This is a genomic window from Massilia consociata, assembly GCF_042432755.1.
Taxonomy (GTDB): Bacteria; Pseudomonadota; Gammaproteobacteria; order Burkholderiales; family Burkholderiaceae_D; genus Telluria; species Telluria consociata.
Window position 1 is genome coordinate 119,641 of sequence record NZ_JBHLWP010000022.1, and the last position, 23,671, is coordinate 143,311.

Consider the following 23,671-nt stretch of genomic DNA (forward strand, 5'->3'; position numbering starts at 1 on the left):
CATAGCGTCCCGCAAGCGGTCCGCCCGATTCCCCAAGGGCGCCGCTTGCCGCTACAATAGCGGTCATTTGTCATTCCACCAATTTTTGGCGTCGACGTCCACCGTCACCGGCTTGACGAGCCTGCCCACGCCCCAGCTTTCCAAGGAAACCATGGTTGCTCTTTCGAAAACGATCTTCAAGGCCTATGACATTCGCGGCGTCATCGACAAGACGCTGGACGAAGGGATTGCGCGCCACATCGGCCGCGCATTCGGCGCCGCGGCGCTGGCGAAGGGCGAGCGCAAGGTCGTGATCGGCCGCGACGGCCGCCTGTCGGGCCCCGGGCTGGCCGCGGCCCTGGCCGAAGGACTGCGCGACGCCGGCGTCGACGTGGTGGACCTGGGCATGGTCGCTACCCCGATGGTGTACTTCGCCACCAATGTGCTCGACACCCGTTCGGGCATCATGGTCACGGGCAGCCACAACCCGCCGGACTACAACGGCTTCAAGATGGTCATGGCGGGCGAGGCGATCTACGGCGACGCCATCCTGGGCCTGCACGACAGCATCGCCGCTTACGATGGTGCGATCGCCGAGCAGCGCGGCGCCTACGGCACCCATGACATCCGTGCTGCCTACCTCGAGCGCATCATTGGCGACGTCAAGGTTGCGCGTCCGATCAAGATCGCGGTCGACTGCGGCAACGGCGTGGCCGGCGCCTTTGCCCCCGATCTGTTCCGTGGCATGGGTTGCGAGGTGGTCGAACTGTTCTGCGAGGTGGACGGCCACTTCCCGAACCACCACCCTGACCCGGCGCACCCGGAAAACCTGCAGGACCTCATCAAGGCGCTGCAGGACACCGACGCCGAGATCGGCCTGGCCTTCGACGGCGACGGCGACCGCCTCGGCATCGTCACCAAGGATGGCCAGATCATCTTCCCGGACCGCCAGATGATGCTGTTTGCCAGCGACGTCCTGTCGCGCAACCCGGGCGCCGAGATCCTGTACGACGTCAAGTGCACCCGCCACCTCGCCCCCTGGATCGAGAAAGCCGGCGGACGCCCCCTGATGTGGAAGACCGGCCACTCGCTGGTCAAGGCCAAGCTCAAGGAAACCGGCGCCCCGCTGGGCGGCGAGATGAGCGGCCACATCTTCTTCAAGGACCGCTGGTACGGCTTCGACGACGGCCTGTACGCGGGCGCGCGCATGCTCGAGATCCTGACCAGGGAACAGGACCCGTCGGCGCTGCTCAACAGCCTGCCGATCACCGCAAGCACCCCGGAACTGCACCTGCACCTGAAGGAAGGCGAGAACTTCGCCCTGATCGACAGCCTGCGCGCCAATGCGACCTTCCCGACCTCGGAAAAAATCAACGGCATCGACGGCCTGCGCGTGGAATACCCGGACGGCTTCGGCCTGGCCCGTTCCTCGAACACGACCCCGGTGGTGGTGCTGCGTTTCGAAGGCGAGAACCCGGAAGCCCTCGCACGCATCCAGGCCGAGTTCAAGGGGGTGATCCTGGCCGCCAAGCCGGACGCCGAACTGCCGTTCTAAGCTTGTTCAATAGTAAGGAATAGCGCTTGAAGATACTCCTGGTGCGCGTGTCGTCGCTCGGCGACGTGCTGCACAACCTGCCGATGGTGGCCGACATCCTGCGCCACCATCCCGGCGCGACGATCGACTGGGTGGTGGAAGAGGGCTATACCAGCCTGGTGCGCCTGAACCCCCACGTGCGCCGGATCATCCCGTGGGCGCTGCGGCGCTGGCGCAAGAGCCTCGGCAAGCCTGAAACGCGGGCCGAGATCAAGGCTTTCTTCCGCAGCCTGCGCGAGGAAGAATACGATGTCGTGTTCGACACCCAGGGCCTGCTCAAGACCGGCATCATCATGGGCGCCGCCCGCGTCAAGCGTGGCGGGAAGAAGGTCGGCCTGGCCAACGGCAGCGAAGGCTCCGGCTACGAAGGCATCTCGCGCATCTTCCACACCGAGAGCATCCCTTTGAGCCCGCGTACGCATGCCGTGGCGCGCGGGCGCATGGTGGCCGGTGCGGCGCTGGGTTATGCCGTCGACACCCCGCCCGACTTCGGCCTGCCGGCGCCGCAGGCCGCGCTGCGCCCGGCCTTCCTGCCCGAGGCAGACTACGCCGTGTTCTTCCACGGCACGGCGCGCGACGCCAAGAAGTGGGCGCACGCGAACTGGATCGCGCTCGGGCGCGCGCTGGCGCCGATGCCGGTGCTGCTGCCCTGGGGCTCGCAGGGGGAACTGGACGAAGCCCAGTCGATTGCCGGCAGCCTGCCGAATGCGCGCGTGCTGCCGAAGCTGTCGATGATGGACGCGGTGGCAACGGCCCAGCACGCGCGGCTCGCGGTCGGCGTGGACACCGGCCTGACCCACATCGCCGCCGCCTTCGTGCGTCCCACCGTCGAGATCTACTGCGATTCGCCGAAGTGGAAGACCGAGGGCAACTGGTCGGCCAATATCGTCAACCTGGGCGACATGAAGGCGCCCCCGTCCGCACCGGAGGTCATCGCGGCCGCACGCCGGCTGCTGGAGGCCGTGTGAAAGGGCGGGTGTGAGCCGTCTGCTGTACTCGCTGGCCTGGTGGCTGGCGCTGCCGCTGGTGTTGGCGCGGCTGTGGTGGCGCGGGCGCAAGGAACCCGGCTATCGAACGCACTGGGCCGAGCGCCTGGGTTTTCCCGGCGCCGCGCCGCTCGACCGCCCGACCCTGTGGGTGCATGCCGTGTCCGTGGGCGAGACCCGCGCCGCCGAGCCCCTGGTCGAAGCCCTGCTGGCGCAGTATCCCGCCAGCCGCATCCTGCTCACCCACATGACGCCGACCGGCCGCGCCACCGGCAAATCGCTGTTCGGGCACCACGGCGAGCGCGTGGTGCAATCCTACCTGCCGTACGACACCGGCTTCATGGTGGCGCGCTTCCTGCGCCGCTTTCATCCGCGCGTGTGCGTCCTGATGGAGACCGAGGTGTGGCCGAACCTGATTGCCGGCTGCGCGAAAAACAAGGTGCCGGTGGCGCTGGTCAACGCGCGCCTGTCGGAGCGCTCGCTGCGGCGCGGGCGCAAGATGGGCGCCCTCATGACCGACGCCGCACGGGCGATCACGCTGGTTGCCGCCCAGACCGAGCCGGATGCGGCCCGTATCCGCTCGCTCGGCGCGCCGCGCGTCGCGGTCACCGGCAGCATCAAGTTCGACGTGGTGCCGCCCGCCGCGGCGCTGGAGAAGGGCGCATGGCTGCGCGGCCAGGTCGGGAGCCGCCCGGTCTTCCTGTGTGCCAGCACGCGCGAAGGCGAGGAAGCGTTGATCCTCGATGCCTGGCAGCGGGTGGCGGACAAGCGGCATGACGCGCTGCTGGCGATCGTGCCGCGCCATCCGCAGCGTTTCGACGAGGTCGAGGACATGATCGCCGCGCGCGGCCTGCGTGTCGCGCGGCGCTCGCAGCTCGAACAGGGCATCGGCACGGCCGACGTCTTGCTGGGCGACTCGATGGGCGAAATGTTCGCTTACTATGCAGCCTGCGACTGCGCCTTCATCGGCGGCAGCCTGATGCCGCTGGGCGGCCAGAACCTGATCGAAGCCTGCGCCCTCGGCAAACCGGTGCTGGTGGGCCAGCACACCTTCAATTTCGCCGAGGCGACCGAGGAAGCGGTGAGCGACGGCGCGGCGCTGCGCCTGGCGCACGCCGAGGCGCTGGTGGCCGCCGCGCTGCGCCTGCTGGACGACGAAAACGCACGCGCCAGGATGGGCGCGCATGCCCTGGCATTCGCGGGCCGCCACCGGGGAGCGACCCTGCGCACTGTTGAACTCCTGCGACAACTTATCGGGTAGGTTTTGCTACCATTCCGGTTCGAGCTCGGATATAACAAGGGGATGCGCAATGTTGTCGTTTAATCACCCGAGACCGGTCAACAACGGGAAGCCCGTCGCTTCCCTGGCGCAGCAGCAGCTTGGCGACAAGATCCTGCACATGCCTGTCGGTACCGGAAGCGGAGACGCCACCGTCACGCCATCGATCCCGGTCCCCGCTCCCGTATGCGAGCTGCATTTCTTCGTGCGCTACACGCTGGGCGAATACATCAGCTTCATGTGGCAGCATGGCGGCTTCCTGATCCGCCGCAGGCGCATCCGCTGGCCGGCCAGCCTGTACCTGCGCCTCAAGAGCACCCTGAGCGCGGCCTTGCACTTCATCCTGCTCGGGCGCGGGCGGCGCACCTATGAATTCACCATCGACCAGCATGGCATCGTGCGCACCAGCGGCGGCGTGACCCTGATCGGGTGGGAAGACGTCATCGGCGTGCGCACCTACTCGCGCGGCTTCATGATGGTACTCAAGCGCGGGACGCTACCCATTCCGTACCGTGCCCTGTCGGATGCGCAGATGGGGGCGATGAAGGAACTGGCGGCGGCGCGCCGCGATTCGCTCCTGTAGAGGCGCGATCGCCAACGGTCTCAGTCGGTGAACAACACCGGCATCTCGTGCGAACGCTTGCGCAGCGCCAGGCGCGCCCCGTCGTAATCCGGATACACCTCGCCCACCGCCGCCCAGAAGCGCGGGCTGTGGTTCATCTCGCGCAGGTGCGCCAGTTCGTGCGCCACCACGTAGTCGATGAGCAGGGGCGGGTAGTGGATCAGGCGCCAGTTCAGGCGGATGTTCCCTTCGATCGTGCACGAACCCCAGCGCGTGCCGGCCGACGACAGCGCGAAGGCCTTGTAGGTCACACCGAGCAGCGGCGCGAAGTGCTCGAGCCTCGTCTTGAAGAGCTTCTTCGCCTCGCCCTGGAACCACAGTTTCACGCGCTCCTTGAGCTGCCACTCCGACAGGCCGGGTACCACGCCGATCCACAGCTCCTGGCTGGCCGCGTCGAACTGGCAGTGGCTGCGCGAGGCTTCTTCCAGCCGCAGCGTGATCTCGCCGCCCAGGTAGGGCAGGCGCGCACCATCCTTCCATTCGAGCGGCGGGCGTTCCTGGCGCTGGGCGCGGCGCTCGCCGCGTTCGAGCAGCTTGCTCAGGATCCAGCGCTGCTTGGCGCGGATCGCATTGTCGATGTCGGGCTGGGTGCAGCGGCGCGGCGCGGTCACGCGCAGGCCGTCGTCGTCGATCATGAAGCCGATCGAACGGCGCGAGGAGCGGCGCAGGGCGTAATCGACGGTATGGGGGCCGAGCACGATGCGCTTGAGGGGAGGGTCGCCCATCGCGACCGGCGGCGATGGGATCATGTGACGCGGCGCCGGGGGCGGCGCCTTGAAGAGGGGTTGTGCGGGCTGCGCTGGTTTATCCGAGGGCTTGAGCGCCGCGAAGAAGTCCTGAGCGAACAGTTCCAGTTGGTGCCCGTCGATCTTGGAAGCGTTCATATCGTGCTGCGGTTTCGAATTCCTGATCTGGGCGCTGACATCGCTCAGCCACCTCTGTAGACGTGGGGCGAAATGACGCGCATTTCGGATTCTATCCAATTTTCGACCTCTTGCATCATGCTGTCGGGGGTGTGGTTTTCTGGCGAAATCGGTTTGCCGATCGAGACCGTGATCAGGCCAGGGCGCTTGATGAAGGAATTCTTCGGCCAGCACTCACCTGAATTATGCGCGATCGGCACGACGACCGTTTGGGTTTCGACAGCCAGGCGTGTGCCGCCGCTCTTGTACTTGCCTTTCTGGCCCACCGGGATGCGCGTCCCTTCGGGGAACATGATGATCCACTGCCCGTCGGCCAGGCGCCGGCGGCCGTGCCTGACCACTTGCGCGAACGCGTTCTTGCCCTGCGAGCGGTCGATCGGGATCATGCGCAGCAGCGCCATGCCCCAGCCGAAGAAGGGGATATACAGGATTTCCTTCTTGAACACGTAGACCAGCGGGCGCGTGAGGTTCGGGAGCAGGAAGATGGTCTCCCATGCCGACTGGTGCTTCGACAGGATGATGGCGGGGCCGTCCGGCAGGTTCTCGTAGCCCTTGAACTCGTAGCGGATCCCGCAGATCACCTTTGCGCACCAGATGATGAAGACGTTCCAGCGCGAGGTCACCCAGAAGCGCTGGTTGTAGGGCAGCGGCGCCGCCAGGAAGCAGATACAGGCCCACACCACGGTGGCCACGATCATCACGATCTTGAAGAGCAGGGAACGCAGGAACAGGCTGAAAGTACGCAAAGGGGCTCCGGACTGGATTACTGTTATGGTTATTCTGGCCGCTGTGTCGCGGTCTTGAGGAAGGCATTCACCATGCTCGCCAGGTCGGGGAAGACCTGGGTGCCGGGCGGCAGTCCGCCGGTCTGCTGGGTCTTTTCGCCCTTGCCGGTCAATACGAGGTAGGGCACGCAGCCCATGATGAAGCCGGCCTGCAGGTCGCGCAGCGAATCGCCGACCGTCGGCACGCCTTTCAGGCTCACCTTGAAGCGCTTGCTGATCTCTTCGAACATGCCGGCCTTGGGCTTGCGGCAGTCGCAGTTGTCGCTTGCCGAGTGCGGGCAGAAGAAGATGGCGTCGATGTCGGCGCCGACCAGCTGGGCGCTGTCGTGCATTTTCTGGTGGATCGCGTTCAGGGTCGTCATGTCGAACAGTTCGCGCGCGATGCCCGACTGGTTCGACGCGATGACGACCCGGTAACCCGCCTGGTTCAGGCGGGCGATCGCTTCCAGCGAGCCGGGAATGGGAGTCCACTCCGCCGGCGACTTGATGAAGTCCGGCGAATCGTGGTTGATGACCCCATCCCGGTCGAGGATGATGAGTTTCATGGCATTACCTTAAAACGTAGAGTGTGTGAAAAAACGGCCAGGGCAAGGTGCCGAGTCGAAGACAGTACGCTTGTACGGCGAGACGAGGCAACGCAGCCATGGACGAATTTTTCACGCACTCTTAAGCCGCGAGCTTGGAGATGTCGGCAACGCGGTTCATCATGCCGTGCAGCTGCGACAGCAGCGCCAGGCGGTTGTTGCGCAATGCCAGGTCGTCGGCCATCACCATCACGTCGTTGAAGAAGGCGTCCACTTCCTCCTTCATCAGCGCCAGCGTCTTCAGGGCCCCGGCGAAGTCGCCCTTCGCGAACGCATCGTTCACGTCGCTTTCGAGGACCTTCATCTTCGCGGCCAGCTTGGCCTCGGCCTGCTCGACCAGCAGGTCGTCCTTGATCGAGGCCTCCTGCGGCAGCGCGTCCTCGTTCTTCTTGAGGATGTTGGTGATGCGCTTGTTGGCGGCGGCCAGCGAGCTCGACTCCGGCAGCGCGGCGAATGCCTGCACCGCCTCCAGCCGCTGGACGACGTCGTCGACGCGGTCCGGGTTCTGGGCCAGCACGGCCTCGACCTCGTTCGGCGAGAAGCCGCGCTCGCGCAGCATGCCGCGCAGGCGATCGAGCATGAAGGGGATGACCTCGCCTCGCGGATCCTTGAATGCCGCCTGGCCCTCGAACACGCGGCATGCATCGTCCACCAGGTCCCACAGCGACAGCGGCAGGCGCTTCTCGACCAGCATGCGCATCACGCCCAGGGCGTGGCGGCGCAGCGCGAACGGGTCCTTTTCGCCGGTCGGCTGCAGGCCGATGGCCCAGATGCCGACCAGGGTTTCCAGCTTGTCGGCCAGCGCCACCACCAGGCCGGTATTGGTCGAGGGGAGAAGGTCGCCGGCAAAGCGCGGCTGGTAGTGCTCGGAGGCGGCCAGGGCGACTTCCTCGTGCTCGCCGTCGTGGCGCGCATAATAGGTGCCCATGATGCCCTGCAGTTCCGGGAACTCGCCCACCATGTCGGTCAGCAGGTCGGCCTTGGACAGGCGCGCGCCGCGCTCGGCCAGCGCCACGTCGAAGCCCAGGCGGCGTGCGATGGCGCTGGCCAGGGTCATGACGCGCTGGCTGCGCTCGAGCTGGGTGCCCAGCTTGTTGTGGTAGACGACGTTCGCCAGTTGCGGCAGGCGCGACTCCAGCGTCTTCTTCTTGTCCTGCTCGAAGAAGAACTTGGCGTCGGACAGGCGCGGGCGCACCACGCGCTCGTTGCCGCCGACGATGGCCGACGGGTCGTCGGTTTCCAGGTTCGACACGATCAGGAAGCGCGAGCGCAGCTTGCCCGACGCATCGGTCAGGGCAAAGTATTTCTGGTTGGTCTGCATCGTCAGGATCAGGCATTCCTGCGGCACGGCCAGGAATTCATCCTCGAAGCGGCATTCGTAGACCACCGGCCATTCGACCAGGGCCGCCACTTCTTCCAGCAGCGATTCCGGCATCAGGACCTGGTCGCCGCCAGCCTTTTCCAGCAGTTGGCGGCGGATGCTTTCCTTGCGCGCCTCGGCGGAGGACAGCACCTTGCCTTCGCGTTCCAGCACGGCCGCGTACTGGTCGGCGTGCGGCACGGCGATCGGCTGGCCGTGCGACAGGAAGCGGTGGCCCATGGTGTGGCGGCCGGCGGAAAGGCCCAGCAGCGAGAGCGGCAGCACCTGTTCGCCGTGCAGGGCGAGCAGCAGGTGCACCGGGCGCACGAACTGCACCGTGGCGCCGTCCGGGCGCTGGTAGCTCATGACCTTCGGGATCGGCAGCTTGGCGACGGTGTCCTGCAGCACGTCCTGCAGGGCGCCGGCGAGCTGGCTGCCGGCTGCGGTGTAGGTGTGGAAGAAGGATTCGGCCTTGCCGTCCTGGGCGCGTTCGAGGTCGGCGACGGTCAGGTCGGGGAAGCCCAGCGCGGCCAGCTTCTTGGCCAGCGGTGCGCTCGGGTTGCCATCCTTGTCCAGCGCGACGGAGACCGGCAGGACCTTCTCGCGGATGGTCTTGTCGGGCGAGGTGGCGCGTACATTGGTGATGGTGACTGCCAGGCGGCGCGGGGTGGCATGCGGCGTGACGACGCTGTCGGCATTGTCAGCGTTCAGGAAGTCGCGGGCCTTCAGGCCGTTGGCGATGCCGTTGGCGAATGCGGCGCCCAGCTTGACGAGTGCTTTCGGCGGCAGTTCTTCGGTCTGCAGTTCGACGAGGAGAGTCTGATTCATGGTGTCTTGTTCTTTTCAGGCGGCGGCTTTGTCGATGGCTTCAGCAGAAGCCGGCAGCATCGGGAAGCCGAGCTTCTCGCGCGAGTCGTAGTAGGCCTGGGCGACCAGGCGCGACAGCGTGCGCACGCGGCCGATGTAGGCGGCGCGCTCGGTCACCGAGATCGCGCCGCGCGCGTCCAGCATGTTGAAGCTGTGCGAGGCCTTCATGATCTGTTCGTAGGCCGGCAGGGTCAGTTGCAGCTCGACGAGGCGCTTGGCCTCGGCTTCGTGATTCGAGAAAGCCTGGAACAGCAGTTCGGTGTTCGCGTGCTCGAAGTTGTAGGTCGACTGCTCGACTTCGTTCTGGTGGAAGACGTCGCCGTAGCTCAGCGTCTTCTTCACCCCATTCTCTTCCCACTCGGTCCAGACCAGGTCGTACACGTTCTCGACGCCCTGCAGGTACATGGCCAGGCGCTCGATGCCGTAGGTGATCTCGCCCAGCACCGGCTTGCAATCGAGGCCGCCGACCTGCTGGAAGTAGGTGAACTGGGTCACTTCCATGCCGTTGAGCCAGACTTCCCAGCCCAGGCCCCAGGCGCCCAGGGTCGGGCTTTCCCAGTCATCCTCGACGAAGCGCACGTCGTTCTTCTTGAGGTCCAGGCCCAGCGCCTCGAGCGAGCCGAGATACAGGTCGAGGATGTTTTCCGGCGCGGGTTTCAGCACCACCTGGTACTGGTAGTAGTGCTGCAGGCGGTTCGGGTTCTCGCCGTAGCGGCCGTCCTTCGGGCGACGCGACGGCTGCACGTAGGCGGCGCGCCACGGCTCCGGGCCGATCGCGCGCAGGAAGGTGCCGGTGTGGAAGGTGCCTGCGCCGACTTCCATGTCGTACGGCTGCAGCAGGGCGCAGCCCTGCTTGTCCCAGTAGGTCTGCAGGGTCAGGATGATTTGTTGGAATGTGAGCATCGGAATGTAAGCGACATGTGGGGCGGCGCGGGACGGGGCCGCGAACACGGTAAGTTTGCCAAATGACCAATTCTACTGAATTTTCCCGGCCCTCTGGGGGCGGATTCAGCTCAGCCGTTCGAATTGGGGATTTATTTTTGTAATGGTTGTTCGTAGGGTGGGCAAGTTTCTTGCCCACGCGTTCAACTCACGGATGCGTTGTGGCTACGTATGCCATGGCTGAACGCGTGGGCGGGAAGACCCGCCCACCCTACGAAACCTTCTGCCGGTAGCTTCGGCCGGCGAACCATGCGCCCAGCAGCATCAAGGCGCCGAGCAGCAGGAACGCATAGTTACCGAAGCGGACGTAGGGAGTAAAACCTTCGGTGCCGCGCACGGTTGCCGACAGCACGCCGCGTTCGTAGAACGGCAGGCGGTGCAGGATATTCCCGCGCCCGTCGATGATGGCGGTGGCACCGTTGTTAGTCGAGCGCAGCATCGGGCGGCCGGTTTCGATCGCGCGCATCTGCGAGATCTGCAGGTGCTGCGGTATCGCCACCGATTCGCCGTACCAGGCCAGGTTCGACACGTTCAGCAACAAGGTCGCCGGTTGCGGCGCGTTGCGCAACTGGGCGGCGATCTCTTCGCCAAAGGCGTCTTCGTAACAAATATTCGGCAGCACCATCTGGTCCTTCACCGGGAACGGCGCCTGCAGCGCCTTGCCGCGGGTCTGGTCACCCAACGGGATGCTCATCAGGTCGGTGAACCAGCGGAAGCCCGGCGGGATGAATTCACCGAAGGGCACCAGGTGGAATTTGTCGTAGCGGTAAGCCGTCGTCTCGGGACCGATCGCAATGACGCTGTTGGCGTAGCGCGTCGGACTGTCCATCATCGGAATGCCGATCATCAGATGGCTGCCGCTCTCCTTGGCGAAATTGTCCAGCGCGGCGAGATAGCTGTCCGGCAACTGCTGCGGCGTGACGGGGATCGCGGTTTCGGGCGTGGCGATCAAGTCGGCCGGCGCCGCCGTGATCATGCCGCGGTAGCGCTCGATGATGTCGAACAGGTAGGCAGCGTCGAACTTCTGGTCCTGCCGCACGTCGCCCTGCAGCAGGCGCACCGTCACCGGTTGGCCCACTTCCTGGGTCCATGCGATCTGTTTCAAACCGAAACCTGCCGCCATGACGGCGGCGAACAGCCCGAGCGCAGGCCAGCGCGCGCGTTGGGTCAGCATCACGAGGGCGCCGGCGCACAACGCGGCGAGGATGCCCACGCCGTACACCCCGACGATGGGGGCGTAACCGCCGAGCGGGGAGACGTTATGGGCGTAGCCGGAAGCGGCCCACGGGAAGCCCGTGAAGACCCAGCCACGCATCCATTCCGATACGCCCCAGATGGCGGGCAGCACCAGCAGCACGAAGGCGCTGACCGGCAGCGACCATTTACGGCGCAGCCAGGTGGCAACGCCGCCGGCAAAGGCGCCGAACAAGCCCATGTACAGGCCGAGCAGGACGATGGCAATGGCGCCCAGGATGGCAGGCAGGCCGCCGAAGCGGGTGATGGCGATGTACAGCCAGTGCATGCCGGCCACCGACCAGCCGAAACCGAACGCCCAGCCCAGCAGGGTGCCGCGGCGCGGCGCGCTGTCCATGCCGACCTGGTAGAAGAAATACGCGAGCGCCAGGAACTGCACCGGCCACCAGCCGACGGGCTCGAACGACAGCAGGGCAGTGCTGCCTGCCAGCGCCATCGCCACCAGGGCCTTGGGAGACGGCCCGGCGCCCCGGGCGCCAGTAGCACGCTCCGGCGTTCCGGGCTGGGTGCGGCGGCGCAGCATCAGTCGTCGTGGTCCTCGGACAGCGGCAGCTTCTCGACCAGCAGCACGTGGATCTGGCGCGCGTCGGCGCGCAGCACTTCGAAGCGCAGGTTCTGCAGGTCGAATACCTCACCCTTGTGCGGCATGCGGCCGAGGTGGCTCGCGACCAGGCCGCCGATGGTGTCGACTTCGTCTTCCGGCAGGTCGGCGCCGACCTCTTCGTTGAATTGCTCGATCTCGGTCAGGGCCTTGACGCGCCAGCGCGGGCCGAGCTGGCCTTCCTTGATCGACAGGACGTTGTCTTCTTCCTCGTCGAAGTCGTACTCGTCCTCGATGTCGCCGACGATCTGCTCGAGCACGTCCTCGATGGTGATCAGGCCGGCCACGCCGCTGTATTCGTCGACGACGATGGCCATGTGGTTGTGGTTGGCGCGGAAATCGCGCAGCAGCACGTTCAGGCGCTTCGATTCCGGGATGAAGATCGCCGGGCGCAGCATGGCGCGCACGTCGAACGATTCCTCGGCGTAGTAACGCAGCAGGTCCTTGGCCAGCAGGATGCCGACCACCTTGTCGCGTTCGCCTTCGATGGCGGGGAAGCGCGAGTGCTGGGTTTCCAGCACGATCGGCAGCCATTCGTCGATGGGCTTGGTGATGTCGATCACGTCCATCTGCGAACGCGGCACCATGATGTCGCGTACGGACAGGTCCGACACCTGGAACACGCCCTCGATCATCGAGAGTGCGTCGGCGTCGATCAGCTTGCGTTCGTGGGCTTCGTGCAGGACTTCGAGCAGTTCTGCGCGGTTTTCAGGCTCGGGGGAGATAAGCGCGGTCAGCCGTTCGAACAGCGACCGGTGGGGTTTGGCGTCCGATCGGACGTCACTGGGATACTCGGGCATAGTTGGCGTGAAGCCGTTGTTGCGATGGGTATAGGATACACCAAAAGGGCAGAGGGCTGAATCCGGCGGTGTGTACGTATCCGGGTGTCGCCGGGTGGCGGAAAGACCCGCCCACCCGACGGGCCATCCAGGTATGGCAAATCAATCCGCGTACGGATCCGGATAGCCGAGCACTTCCATGATATCGCGCTCGAACTGTTCCATTTCCTCGGCTTCCTCGTCGTGCTCGTGGTCGTAGCCCTGCGCGTGCAGCACGCCGTGCACCACCAGGTGGGCGGCATGCTCCTCGACCGTCTTTTTCTGCTCGTCCGCCTCGCGCTGCAACACATCGGTGCAGAGGATGATGTCGGCCTGGGTCGGATCCTCGTCGCCCAGGTCCTCGTCTTCGTTGTAGGCAAAGGTGAGGACGTTGGTGGCGTAGTCCTTGCCGCGGTAGGTGCGGTTCAGGGTCTGGCCTTCCTCGGCGTCGACGAAGCGGATGGTCAGTTCGGCGGGCGCGAGCAGGGCGGCCTGCACCCAGCGCTGCAGCATCTCTTCCGTGATGGCTTCCTGCAGGCGGGTGTCGGCGTACTGGACCTCGAGGTCGAGCTTATGATTTTTTTCTTGCATTTTTTACCGGGGTCGGTTTGGGAAGGGCGGCGAGTTCCTCGATGGACGAATTGGTCTCGTAGGCATCGATGATGCGCGCCACCAGCGGATGGCGCACCACGTCGGCGCTGGAGAACTGGGTGAACGCAATGCCGCGCACGTTTTTCAGGACGTGCATCGCGTCGACCAGGCCAGAGCGCTGTGTCTTGTGCAGGTCGACCTGGGTCACGTCGCCGGTGACCACGGCCTTGCTGCCGAAACCGATACGGGTCAGGAACATCTTCATCTGCTCGACCGTCGTGTTCTGGGCCTCGTCGAGGATCACGAACGCGTGGTTCAGGGTGCGGCCGCGCATGTAGGCCAGCGGGGCGATCTCGATGATCTGTTTCTCGAACATCTTTTGCGTGCGGTCGAAACCGAGCAGGTCGTACAGCGCGTCGTACAGCGGGCGCAGGTAGGGGTCGACCTTCTGGCTCAGGTCGCCCGGCAGGAAGCCGAGGCGCTCGCCGGCTTCCACGGCAGGACGGGTCAGGATGATGCGCTTGACCGCGTCGCGTTCGAGGGCGTCCACGGCGCAGGCCACCGCCAGGTAGGTCTTGCCGGTACCGGCCGGGCCGACGCCGAAGCTGATGTCGTGCTCGAGCACGGCTTTCAGGTACTGGATCTGGTGCGGCGTGCGGCCACGCAGGTCGCTGCGGCGGGTCTTGAGCGTCGGGCTGACCAGTTCAAGCGGCGCTTGGCCGTCGGCCGCCTCGTCGGTCCCCTTGTCCGTTCCTTTCTCGGCCTGGCGCTCGGCGCCCTGCCTGCCGGCGGAGCTGTCGGCCGCGTCGGCATCGGCGCCGGTGCGCGGCTTCAGGCCGGAACGCTGCTCGACCAGCGCCAGCTGCACTTCCTCGATCGGCACGACCTTGTTGGCCACCGCGTAGAAGCGTTCGAGCAGTTCGACCGCGCGCTCGGCATTGGCGCCGCTGACGATGAATTTCTCGCCGCGCCGGAAGACGGTCACGTCAAGCGCGGCCGAAATCTGGCGCAGGTTTTCGTCGAGCGGGCCGCACAGGTGGGCGAGTCGCGTGTTGTCGAGCGGCTCGGGGATGAAGTACGAAGGCTGGGTAGGTGTGTTTTTCAACTGGCTTTGGCAATCGTATCAAGGTTAGCGACGAGTTCGCCGCGCAGGAAGTAGTCGTGGCTTGCGACGATGCGTACGTCGACCAGCTGGCCGGCCAGGGACGTGCCGGTCGCGGACATGCCGGTCTCATCTGACAGGAAATTGACCACGCGGTTGTTCTCGGTCCGGCCCTGCAACTGCTCCGGGTCCTTCTTCGACGGGCCTTCGACCAGCACGCGCTGGACGCTGCCGACCATTGCTGCACTATACCTGCGGGTATTCGCATCGATCAGGGCTTGGAGACGCTGCAGCCGGCCGAGTTTGACTTCATGCGGCGTATCGTCTTCGAGGTTGGCGGCCGGGGTGCCCGGACGCTTGCTGAAGATAAAGCTGAAACTGTTGTCGAAACCGACATCTTCGACCAGTTTCATCATGGCTTCGAAGTCGGCATCGGTTTCGCCGGGGAAGCCCACGATGAAGTCGGACGAGAACGCCATCTCCGGACGCACCGCGCGGATGCGGCGGATGATCGACTTGTATTCGAGCGCGGTGTAGCCGCGCTTCATGGCGCCGAGCACGCGGTCGGAACCGTGCTGCACCGGCAGGTAGATGTGGTTGACCAGCTGCGGGATCTTCGCGTACGCATCGATCAGGCGCTGGGTGAATTCCTTCGGGTGGCTGGTGACGTAGCGCAGGCGTTCGATGCCGGGGATGTCGGCAATATATTCGAGCAGCAGGGCGAAATCCGCTACTTCGCCGCCTTCCATGGTGCCGCGGTAGGCGTTCACGTTCTGGCCCAGCAGCATGATTTCCTTCACGCCCTGGGCGGCCAGGCCCGCGCATTCGGTCAGCACGTCTTCGAACGGGCGCGAGACTTCCTCGCCGCGGGTGTAGGGCACCACGCAGTAGCTGCAATATTTGCTGCAGCCTTCCATGATCGACACATACGCGACCGGGCCTTCCACCTTGGCTGGCGGCAGGTGATCGAACTTCTCGATTTCCGGGAAGCTGATGTCGACCTGGGCCGTGCCCGTATTGCGGCGCTCGCGGATCATCTGCGGCAGCCGGTGCAGGGTCTGCGGACCGAACACGACGTCCACGTGCGGCGCACGCTTGACGATGGCTTCCCCTTCCTGCGAGGCCACGCAGCCACCCACGCCGATCACCAGGTCCGGCTTGTCGCGCTTGAGCGCGCGGAAGCGGCCCAGATCCGAAAACACTTTTTCTTGCGCTTTTTCGCGCACGGAGCAGGTGTTCAGCAGGATCACGTCGGCGTCTTCGGGCGAGTCGGTCCGGACCAGTCCCTCCGCGGCCCCGAGGACGTCGGCCATCTTGTCCGAGTCGTACTCGTTCATCTGGCAGCCGAAGGTTTTGATGAATACTTTTTTCTGCATGGAATACTAAATTGAAAGGAGAGCTGATGCTTTGGCAATACAGGTTCCAGTGTAGCTTAAATCTCCCGCAGGCCCGAAAAAGGGGCCGTGCGCGACCCGCTTGGAGGAAATTCTTGTGCCATCCGGAATGATAAGTTTCTTAACCTAAAGTTATTGCCAATGTGCTCAGATTGTTAAATGTGAATTTCATCGCTGAATCCGACACAGGGTCATGGAATGTCGGCTGGATCAAACTATTTCTTCTTGTAAATCAACAGCTTCCAGTCAACTTCTGACTAGGAAAATTTATTGCGGAAATCTCTTGCGTGCGCCACAAATAATCCCCATGTGCTGAAATGCCTATGTGACAAGCTTTCCGCACGATAGCTTGAGTTCCGACAATGAGTCACATGCGCCGCTCGGATGTACTGGGGGCGTATGAGCCTGATAATTTGTTTGAAAGACAAGTGCGCATGCGGGGGGATAACGCGGGGCATGCGACCGGTACGTTCTTAAGGAGTTCTTCAGGTTTGACCTGTTTAATTTCCTAAGAGTAGTCCGGGAACTTATGTTGATGAAATGTAGTCTTTAACAAAAGTTCGTAAGGGAACTATTTTAACCAAACTCAAGAGGTAAATATCATGGCACAACAGCACCATGCTTTGTCTTCGCAAGAAAGCTACAACCCGAACCATCTGCTGGACATCCTGCTCGGCAAAATGCAGCTGAAGAACGACGCCGCGCTGTCGCGCATGCTCGAAGTTGCGCCGCCAGTCATCAGCAAGATCCGCCACCACCGCCTGCCGGTCGGCGCCTCGCTGCTGATCCGTATGCACGAAGTGACCGGGATGAGCATCCGTGACCTGCGCGACCTGATGGGCGACCGCCGCACCAAGTACCGCCTGTCGGATGCCCAGGGCCGCCCGAAGCCAGAAGAGAAGGCAGCCCAGGCCGCCGCCGCGGCGGCAGCCCAGCAACAGCAGCAGCAACAGCCGCAGCAGCAAACCACCGAACAAGGCCAGTCGTCGTCCGGCAATTATGCTCACTGATGCCGTGGGCATGACAGCCGCGCCTGTCATGCCTTCGGCTTCAGCGGGCTGCGGCACCGCGCGCTGAGCGCAGTGCCGCGCCGGCGGTCTGGACCCAGCTCTCCGGCTCCCGCGTCGTTGTTTCGCGCGGCGTGCCTTTTCACCTTTTCGGTTTGCCCTCAGGCCATCAGGATGGCCGTCATCTCTTCGTACTGCAGCTCCGTATCGTGGAACGCCTGCAGCCAGGCTTGTTCCGTCATTCCCAGCGCCGTCCATGCCACCGCCGATACGCGGGGCACCAGCTCGTCCGGATTGTCCGCCAGGTCCAGTGCGTGCACCACCGCGCTTGCCACATGCACGATGGTCGCCAGGAAGCCGGCACCGGGCGCTTCCGGCGCATGGTGGAAGGCGATCGCATGGCGCATGGTGTCGGAAAAATTCCAATGTTCCGCCAGCGCCACGCCGGCGTCCACATGGTCCACGCCGAGCAGGGCGCGCTCCGCTTCGATCAGTTCGCAGTCCCGCTTGTCGCGCAGCGACAGTACCGCCTGGTAGCGCTCCGGGAAGCGCGCCACCAGCACCAGCCGTCCAATGTCGTGCAGCAGGCCGGCCGTGAAGGCGACATCCGGATTGAAGCGCAAGGGCCGCGCCAGGACCCGGGCGCAGGCGGCGGCCGCGATCGAGTGGCGCCAGAACGCCTTGTCGTTGAAGCCGGGGCAGCGGCCGGCCGGGAAGCACCCGGTGAGCGCTGCGGCCGTGATCAGGTTGCGCGTGGTCTGGAAGCCCAGATAGGTCATCGCCTGCTGGAGGGTGGTGGCCTTCACCTGCAGGCCGAACGCGGAGGAGTTGGCCAGGCGCAGCGTCTTGGCCGTCAGGGCCGGGTCGCTGGACACCTTCCTGGCCAGCACCGCGATGTCGGTGTCTTCCTGTTCGATACTGCCCAGCAGTTCCATCACCACGGCGGGCAGCGAGGGCAGGTCGTCGACCCCGCCGAGGAGTTCGTCGATCGGCAGGCCGCTCATGCCGCAGGCTCCTTCTTCAGGCGGTAATCCTCGACATAGCGGCGCAGCAGGCCAGTGGCCCAGACGTCGTGGTCGTCGCGGTCGTTGCGGCGAAAGAGATGGTCGAGCCGCGCCTGCACCGCAGCCGGGTCCGCCGCAGGCGCAGGCATAACGCGCACGATGGGTGCCGCGCCGATGCCATGGCGCGCCATCGACAGGATCGTTGCTTCGCTCAGGACGGCGCCTTCGGCCAGCAGGACCTGGCCGTGCTGGTCGAGCAGCACATCGGCAAGCACCATGCCGGGGAACAGGTGCGCCAGCGGCACCAATTCATAGTGATCGCTCATTTTTCCTCCTAACAATTCCGCTCGATCTTACACCTTGCCTGCCGGTGGCGGAGCGGGCAACGCAGAACTGTCGCGTTCCCGCAGCAGCCCCAGAAAAATGTTGTAGGCTTGTAAGGCTGCGACACGGTCGCCCATTTGATTGCGAAAGGAAACCATGAAACTCTATGTCAGCCCAGGCGCCTGCTCCCTTGCGCCACACATTGCCCTGATCGCTGCCGGCCTGCCGTTCACGGTCGAGCGCGTGAGCCTGAAGACGAAGGCGATCGCCAGCGGCGGCGACTTCCGCGAGATCAACGACAAGGGGTCGGTCCCGGCCCTGCAGCTGGACAATGGCAAGGTATTGACCGAAGCGGCCGTCCTGCTGCAATACATCGCCGACCAGGCTCCCGCAGCCGGTCTGGCCCCGGCCCCGGGCAGCTTCGAACGCTACCAGGTGATGGAATGGCTCAACTACATTGCCACCGAACTGCACAAGCGCTTCACGCCGCTCTTCACCCCGGGCTGCACCGAGGAAGGCCGCAACGCCGCATGGGCTGGCGCGCCCGCTGCATTACCTGGCGGGCAAGCTGGAAGGCGGCGAATTCCTGATGGGCAGCGGATTCACGATCGCCGACGCTTACCTGTTCACCGTACTGAACTGGGCCGGTTTCGCGAAATTCGGCCTGGATGACTGGCCGGCGCTGCAGGCTTACCAGGCGCGCGTTGCTGCCATTCCTGCGGTGCAGGAAGCGCTGCGCGCCGAGGGTCTGGCCTGAGCGGCCGCTACGTATGGTGTCCGGAAGGAATCCTGGATAGCGCCGCCGCGACGGCGCTCGAAAAACAGCTGGGTGATGGGCAGCTCGGTGAGGGGGTGACGTCCCGACACTGGAGCACGCTCTCGAAGCTGCACGCATTGTGCAGCGAGCCCTGACATTCGGGCTGGAAGGGGCTGGCGCAGGCAGGGCAGGCCAGCGGGCCTGCCGCAGGGATCAATGCGGGTACTACTTGAACTTCTCGCTGCTGTCGCGGCCTGCCTTGTAGCCAATGAGGATCAGCCCCAACAGCATCATGGCGAACACTTCCGGCTCGGGCAACTCGGACATGTTGCTGGGTGGTGTCACGATTTCCTGGCGCTGGGTGACGGACAGGTTGCGTACCGGCTGCTGGGTACGGACCGCCGCCTGCTGGTTTGAAGCGAGATCGATAACAGCAGCCTGCGCCGGACTACCAAGGCAGATCGCCAGCGCTGCTGCCAATGCATATCTTTTCATAGCCGTTCCTCTTGCTGTTACTCCTGCTGGTACTTGTGTAGAGCCCGCCAAACCCCATATAAGAGAAGGTGCGTCGGGCGTCGATCGACATCGCCAGCATACCAAAACCGTTTCAATGGTTGCGCTCAATTGAACTGATGAGTTGCAGAAAGAAGTCATCAGGATGCATACAGATGAGCACATTTTGCGATCAATCAAATCGGGTGGGACTGTCGCAAAATTTCCTCAAGGATTGCTGTCATTATTGTAATTAAATGGCAGTATTTAATTATCGATTATACAAATACTTGGGGTGGATTTGAATAATTGATTATTTCTGCTGTCAGGCTGACAAGCAATTCCGTTATATTCTTTTCTACTATCGTTGTGTTCGAGATTTTTTTCGACGCACGGTATACACCTCGGTTTTTTTTGCGGGTATAGTCTCCATATCCCCATTGCCTTCGGGCATCAAAACAATACCAAACGAACACGTTTGGAACCTTGGCGGCCATCATGCGCCGCAGCCGATCCCGCGAGACCACGCCGGCACGGCACCCCGGAAGTACCTGTCGCTGTCCGACCCAAACTTTGCTAGAGATCAAACGATGCCGAAATTCGCCCGACTCCAAATTGCCTTCAAGAACGTTTACGTGCGTATCGCCATTGCGGCGCTGCTCGGCGTAATCGCAGCGGTGGCAATCTGGAAATCGAATGTGCCCCAAAACACGAGCCCGGTCGTGCATTCGCAAAATATTGCCGAGATCACCGAACTGGCTGCGCAAAAGAACCGCCTCGAGTACCTCCTGATCGCCAAGCCGCTGTCGGAGTCGCCGCGCTACGTCTACAAGTTCAAGGATGCGCCGGCGCTGCACGTGGTCAAGGTGCCGAGCACCTCGCACCTGTCGCTCGAGCGTGAAGTGCTGCTCAAGAACGCGATCCCGTATTCGATCGCCAAGGAAGACTTCCTGGCCAGCCACAAGGCCGTGATGGACGAAGGCGAGACCATGCTGGCCAAGACCGGCACCTTCTTCAAGCAGCACGGCCTGAACATCGCCGTGGTGCTGCTGATCCTGTACCTGATCAAGTTCGGCCTGCCGACCATGGGCGCGAGCGCCGCAGTCATCACCCCGGACAAGCTCAAGGGCAGCATGGACGACCTGATCGGCATGGACGACATCAAGCAGGAAGTGCTGCACCTGGAAGACATGCTCCGCAACCGCGACGAATACCAGTCGCACAATATCGACAAGCCGTTCAACGTGATGCTGACCGGCCCGGCCGGTACCGGCAAGACCAAGCTGGTCGGCTACCTGGCCAAGCGCCTGAACATGCCGCTGATCTCGGCCTCGGGCTCGGCGCTGGAATCGGGCTACGTGGGCGGCGGTTCGAAGACGCTCAACGCGCTGTACAAGAAGGCCTGCGCCAAAGGCAAGTGCATCATCTTCCTGGATGAAGCCCAGGCCCTGTTCATGCCGCGCGGCCGCAGCGAAAAGAAGTGGGAAGACGACACCGCCAACACCCTGCTGGGCCTGCTGGACGGCGTGAAGAGCGACAAGGGCCAGGGCGTGATCTGGGTGGTCGCGTCGAACTTCGACGACTCGTCGACCGACATGGACGAAGCGATGCTGCGCCGCTTCTCGGTGAAGATCAACTTCCGCCTGCCGAACAAGCAGGAGCGCAGGGAACTGCTGCGCAGTTTCCTGGCGCGCAAGAAGGAGGGCCTGGTGGACTGGAACGACACCAACCTGGACCAGGTGGCGGAAATCACCCAGAACCTGAGCCCGGCGCTGCTGGAGACCGTGGTCGAGCGCGCCAGCATGCTGTCGATCCAGGAAAAGACGATCATCAACACCAACCTGCTGTTCCGTGCCTACGAGCGCGCCACCATCGGTCTGACCGACCGCGCGACCACGGCCGAAAAAACCAAGCAGCGCGAGCGCATCGCCCTGCACGAGCTGGGTCACTTCTTCATGCAGATCGACCCCTACCTGCGCGCCGGCATGAGCCTGGCCGAGGTGAAGGAAAAGTCGCACCTGCTGAAGATCAGCACCGAAGCGGTGTCGAAGATCGGCGCGCTCGGCTATGTGCTGCAGTCGGGCGAAGACATGTCGCTGCGCACGCTCGAAGAGCTGGAGCGCGACGTGGTCGGCCTGTACGGCGGCGTGGCGGCGGAAGAGCTGTTCTACGGCCCGCGCGGCATCTCGGTGGGCAGCCAGAACGACATCGAGAAGATCACCAGGATGCTCAACCTGATGGTCAGCCGCCTGTCGATGTACTCGCGCTCGAAGCTCGACTACAGCCAGCTGTCGAAGGAAGTCGGCGGCGAGCACACGCTGCGCCTGGTGGAAGAGAAGGCGGACGAGCTGTACAGCTATACCCTGAACGCGATCCGCGACTACAAGCTGGTGATCGAGTCGCTCAAGGACACGCTGATGGAAGAGTACGTGCTGTCGAAGGATGCGGTGTTCGCGCTGCTCGAAGAGCGCAGCGAACTGATCCACTCGCAGCTGCACGGGCGACACGCCAACCTCAAGCTGTGCGTGGAAGAGGTTGCCGCTTGACGATTACCGATTTTCCTTGCTGTTCCTGAACCCGCCGTGCGCAAGCCGGCGGGTTTTTTTATGGAAGCGGGCAGGGAAGGGGCGGAACAATGGTGACGCGGGCCTCTCAATGCGCCGGCACCCGCTCCGCGAGCGTTTCCAGCACATGGCGCGACATGCTGGCAGCCAGCTCCTGCTCGCCGACGAACACCTTGCCGCCGGTATCCTCGCGCAGCAGCGCCGCCTCGCTCTCGTTGTGCGTGCGCACCACCGCCTCGATCGACGGGTTGAGCATGCGGGCGATCTCCACCATGCGCCGCACATGGAACGTGTCCGCCGTGGCGATGACGAGCAAGGCCGCATGCGTGATGTGGGCCTGGATCAGCACCGCCGGCTCGGCCGCGTCGCCGGCCACCGCCGGGATGCCGCGTGCGCGCAGCTGCTCGACGATCTCGCGGTTCTGTTCCGCCACCACGAAATGCACCCCGCGCGCCACCAGGTCGTCGGCGATGCGGCGGCCGACGCGGCCGAAGCCGACCAGCACCACCTGTCCGCTCAGCTTCTCGCGCGCGGTCTCCATCGGCAGTTCTGCCAGCGGGTCGGCCGGGCGTTCCAGCCTGCGCGCCAGGTCCGGCCTGGAGCGCAGCCATTTTTCCAGTGGCGTGCCCAGGGTGAACATCAGCGGATTGACCGCGATCGAGATGATGGCGCCGGCCAGGATCAGGTTCTGGCCCAGTGCCGGCAGCAGCTCGAGCTGCATGCCCAGCGCGACCAGGATGAACGAGAACTCACCGATCTGCGCCAGGCTGGCCGAGACGGTGATGGCGGTGTTGATCGGGTAGCGCAGCGCCAGCACCAGCGCAAAGGCCGCGGCCGATTTGCCGAACAGGATGATCGCCACCACGGCAAGCACCTGCAGCGGGTACTCGACCAGCACCATCGGGTCGAACAGCATGCCCACCGACACGAAGAACAGCACCGAGAACGCATCGCGCAGCGGCAGCGATTCCTCGGCCGCGCGGTGGCTCAGCTCCGACTCGCGCAGCACCATGCCGGCAAAGAAGGCACCCAGCGCGAAGGAGACGCCGAACAGGGCCGATGAGCCGTAGGCGATGCCGACCGCCGCCGCGATGACGGACAGGGTGAACAATTCACGCGAGTTGGTCTTGGCCACGCGCCACAGGAACCACGGGAAAATCTTGCGGCCCACGATCAGCATGAAGGCGATGAACGCGCCGACCTGCAGCAGGGTCTTGCCCAGCGCCGGCCACAATTCGGTGCCGGCATCGCCCTTGCCGCCCAGCGGCCCCGCCAGCGCGGGCAGCATCACCAGCACCAGCACCATCACCAGGTCTTCCACCACCAGCCAGCCCACCGCGATGCGGCCGTTCATGGAATCGAGCACCCCACGCGCTTCCAGCGCCCGCAGCAGCACCACCGTGCTGGCAACCGACAGCGCCAGGCCGAACACCAGCCCCGCACCCAGGCCCCAGCCCCACCAGTGGGCCAGGCCCATCCCCATCACGGTCGCGACCGTAATCTGCAGCAGCGCGCCGGGCAGGGCGATCTTCTTCACGTCGAGCAGGTCGCCCAGCGAAAAGTGCAGGCCCACGCCGAACATCAGCAGCATCACCCCGATTTCCGCCAATTGCGAAGCCAGCGCTACGTCCGCGACGAAGCCCGGCGTGGCCGGGCCGATGCACACGCCGGCGGCCAGGTAGCCGACCAGTGCGGGCAGTTTCAGGCGAATGGCGAGCATGCCGAACAAGAGGCCGAGGCCCAGTGCGGCGGCAATCGTGGTGATCAAACTGAGTTCATGGTGCATCCGTGCGGCCTCCGTGGCAGGTTGTTAACCCCGCGAGTATAAGCGACGGATGCTGT

21 protein-coding genes and 1 pseudogene are annotated in these 23,671 nt (G+C 64.3%); 8 read left to right on the plus strand and 14 right to left on the minus strand.

Features of this window, described 5'->3' with window-relative positions; genetic code table 11:
* The first annotated feature begins 151 nt into the window (after positions 1 to 151).
* Genes ACFFJK_RS21065 through ACFFJK_RS21080 form a run of 4 tightly spaced genes read left to right on the plus strand, consistent with a single transcriptional unit; the run spans position 152 to position 4,421 of the window.
* Complete coding sequence (locus tag ACFFJK_RS21065) at positions 152 to 1,534, plus strand: phosphomannomutase/phosphoglucomutase (protein WP_379681632.1); 1,383 nt, start codon at positions 152 to 154, stop codon at positions 1,532 to 1,534.
* A 26-nt stretch (positions 1,535 to 1,560) separates the two neighbouring features.
* Positions 1,561 to 2,541 (plus strand): lipopolysaccharide heptosyltransferase I, encoded by a 981-nt coding sequence (gene waaC / locus ACFFJK_RS21070; protein ID WP_379681633.1) that lies wholly within the window; start codon positions 1,561 to 1,563, stop codon positions 2,539 to 2,541.
* A gap of 10 nt (positions 2,542 to 2,551) precedes the next feature.
* A complete protein-coding gene (gene waaA / locus ACFFJK_RS21075; RefSeq protein WP_379681634.1) occupies positions 2,552 to 3,820 on the plus strand; it encodes a lipid IV(A) 3-deoxy-D-manno-octulosonic acid transferase in 1,269 nt (422 codons plus the stop codon).
* Between the two features lie 49 nt (positions 3,821 to 3,869).
* Positions 3,870 to 4,421, plus strand: a complete 552-nt coding sequence (locus ACFFJK_RS21080; protein WP_379681635.1) for a YcxB family protein — start codon at positions 3,870 to 3,872, stop codon at positions 4,419 to 4,421.
* 20 nt (positions 4,422 to 4,441) lie between these two features.
* Here the strand turns inward: ACFFJK_RS21080 and ACFFJK_RS21085 are convergent, their stop codons facing one another.
* The 10 genes from ACFFJK_RS21085 to miaB all read right to left on the minus strand — a co-directional run bounded on the left by ACFFJK_RS21085 (position 4,442) and on the right by miaB (position 15,663).
* A complete protein-coding gene (locus tag ACFFJK_RS21085) occupies positions 4,442 to 5,344 on the minus strand; it encodes a M48 family metallopeptidase (protein WP_379681636.1) in 903 nt (300 codons plus the stop codon).
* A gap of 44 nt (positions 5,345 to 5,388) precedes the next feature.
* The gene (locus ACFFJK_RS21090) at positions 5,389 to 6,129 is read right to left on the minus strand and encodes a lysophospholipid acyltransferase family protein (protein WP_379681637.1); all 741 of its coding nucleotides are present in this window, start codon (positions 6,127 to 6,129) and stop codon (positions 5,389 to 5,391) included.
* A gap of 29 nt (positions 6,130 to 6,158) precedes the next feature.
* Positions 6,159 to 6,713 carry a D-glycero-beta-D-manno-heptose 1,7-bisphosphate 7-phosphatase gene (gmhB, locus tag ACFFJK_RS21095; protein WP_379681638.1) on the minus strand — a complete coding sequence of 185 codons (555 nt, stop codon included), beginning with the start codon at positions 6,711 to 6,713 and terminating at the stop codon, positions 6,159 to 6,161.
* A gap of 121 nt (positions 6,714 to 6,834) precedes the next feature.
* Positions 6,835 to 8,940 (minus strand): glycine--tRNA ligase subunit beta, encoded by a 2,106-nt coding sequence (glyS, locus tag ACFFJK_RS21100; RefSeq protein WP_379681639.1) that lies wholly within the window; start codon positions 8,938 to 8,940, stop codon positions 6,835 to 6,837.
* A 15-nt stretch (positions 8,941 to 8,955) separates the two neighbouring features.
* Positions 8,956 to 9,882, minus strand: a complete 927-nt coding sequence (gene glyQ, locus ACFFJK_RS21105) for a glycine--tRNA ligase subunit alpha (RefSeq protein WP_379681640.1) — start codon at positions 9,880 to 9,882, stop codon at positions 8,956 to 8,958.
* A gap of 250 nt (positions 9,883 to 10,132) precedes the next feature.
* The gene (gene lnt / locus ACFFJK_RS21110; protein WP_379681641.1) at positions 10,133 to 11,698 is read right to left on the minus strand and encodes an apolipoprotein N-acyltransferase; all 1,566 of its coding nucleotides are present in this window, start codon (positions 11,696 to 11,698) and stop codon (positions 10,133 to 10,135) included.
* On the minus strand, positions 11,698 to 12,576 hold the full coding sequence (locus ACFFJK_RS21115) for a CorC family transporter (RefSeq protein WP_379681642.1): 879 nt from the start codon (positions 12,574 to 12,576) through the stop codon (positions 11,698 to 11,700). The genes lnt and ACFFJK_RS21115 overlap by 1 nt, the downstream gene beginning before the upstream one ends.
* A gap of 141 nt (positions 12,577 to 12,717) precedes the next feature.
* Complete coding sequence (ybeY, locus tag ACFFJK_RS21120; protein ID WP_379681643.1) at positions 12,718 to 13,185, minus strand: rRNA maturation RNase YbeY; 468 nt, start codon at positions 13,183 to 13,185, stop codon at positions 12,718 to 12,720.
* Positions 13,166 to 14,290, minus strand: coding sequence for a PhoH family protein (locus ACFFJK_RS21125; RefSeq protein ID WP_379681644.1), 1,125 nt, complete (start codon positions 14,288 to 14,290; stop codon positions 13,166 to 13,168). The genes ybeY and ACFFJK_RS21125 overlap by 20 nt, the downstream gene beginning before the upstream one ends.
* Entirely contained in the window at positions 14,287 to 15,663 is a 1,377-nt protein-coding gene (gene miaB, locus ACFFJK_RS21130; RefSeq protein WP_379681645.1) for a tRNA (N6-isopentenyl adenosine(37)-C2)-methylthiotransferase MiaB, read from the minus strand. The genes ACFFJK_RS21125 and miaB overlap by 4 nt, the downstream gene beginning before the upstream one ends.
* Positions 15,664 to 16,283: 620 nt before the next feature.
* On the opposite strand from miaB, the gene ACFFJK_RS21135 reads away from it, so the two are divergent.
* Complete coding sequence (locus tag ACFFJK_RS21135) at positions 16,284 to 16,691, plus strand: hypothetical protein (protein WP_379681646.1); 408 nt, start codon at positions 16,284 to 16,286, stop codon at positions 16,689 to 16,691.
* A 158-nt stretch (positions 16,692 to 16,849) separates the two neighbouring features.
* Here ACFFJK_RS21135 and ACFFJK_RS21140 read toward each other — a convergent pair whose 3' ends face one another.
* Together ACFFJK_RS21140 and ACFFJK_RS21145 are read right to left on the minus strand one after the other, a co-directional pair.
* Positions 16,850 to 17,692, minus strand: coding sequence for an HDOD domain-containing protein (locus tag ACFFJK_RS21140; protein ID WP_379681647.1), 843 nt, complete (start codon positions 17,690 to 17,692; stop codon positions 16,850 to 16,852).
* Positions 17,689 to 18,018, minus strand: a complete 330-nt coding sequence (locus tag ACFFJK_RS21145; RefSeq protein ID WP_379681648.1) for a hypothetical protein — start codon at positions 18,016 to 18,018, stop codon at positions 17,689 to 17,691. Before ACFFJK_RS21145 ends, ACFFJK_RS21140 begins: the two co-directional genes overlap by 4 nt.
* A gap of 154 nt (positions 18,019 to 18,172) precedes the next feature.
* On the opposite strand from ACFFJK_RS21145, the pseudogene ACFFJK_RS22945 reads away from it, so the two are divergent.
* Positions 18,173 to 18,349, plus strand: a pseudogene (locus ACFFJK_RS22945) (glutathione transferase GstA); the annotation flags it as partial.
* A 124-nt stretch (positions 18,350 to 18,473) separates the two neighbouring features.
* Positions 18,474 to 18,773, plus strand: a complete 300-nt coding sequence (locus tag ACFFJK_RS22950) for a glutathione binding-like protein (protein ID WP_446686062.1) — start codon at positions 18,474 to 18,476, stop codon at positions 18,771 to 18,773.
* Positions 18,774 to 18,998: 225 nt separating this feature from the next.
* Here the strand turns inward: ACFFJK_RS22950 and ACFFJK_RS21155 are convergent, their stop codons facing one another.
* The gene (locus ACFFJK_RS21155) at positions 18,999 to 19,268 is read right to left on the minus strand and encodes a hypothetical protein (RefSeq protein ID WP_379681649.1); all 270 of its coding nucleotides are present in this window, start codon (positions 19,266 to 19,268) and stop codon (positions 18,999 to 19,001) included.
* Positions 19,269 to 19,855: 587 nt separating this feature from the next.
* Between ACFFJK_RS21155 and ACFFJK_RS21160 the strand changes: the two genes are divergently transcribed.
* Positions 19,856 to 21,811 (plus strand): AAA family ATPase, encoded by a 1,956-nt coding sequence (locus tag ACFFJK_RS21160; protein WP_379681650.1) that lies wholly within the window; start codon positions 19,856 to 19,858, stop codon positions 21,809 to 21,811.
* 106 nt (positions 21,812 to 21,917) lie between these two features.
* Here the strand turns inward: ACFFJK_RS21160 and ACFFJK_RS21165 are convergent, their stop codons facing one another.
* Positions 21,918 to 23,615 (minus strand): cation:proton antiporter domain-containing protein, encoded by a 1,698-nt coding sequence (locus ACFFJK_RS21165; protein ID WP_379681651.1) that lies wholly within the window; start codon positions 23,613 to 23,615, stop codon positions 21,918 to 21,920.
* Between the last annotated feature and the right edge of the window lie 56 nt (positions 23,616 to 23,671).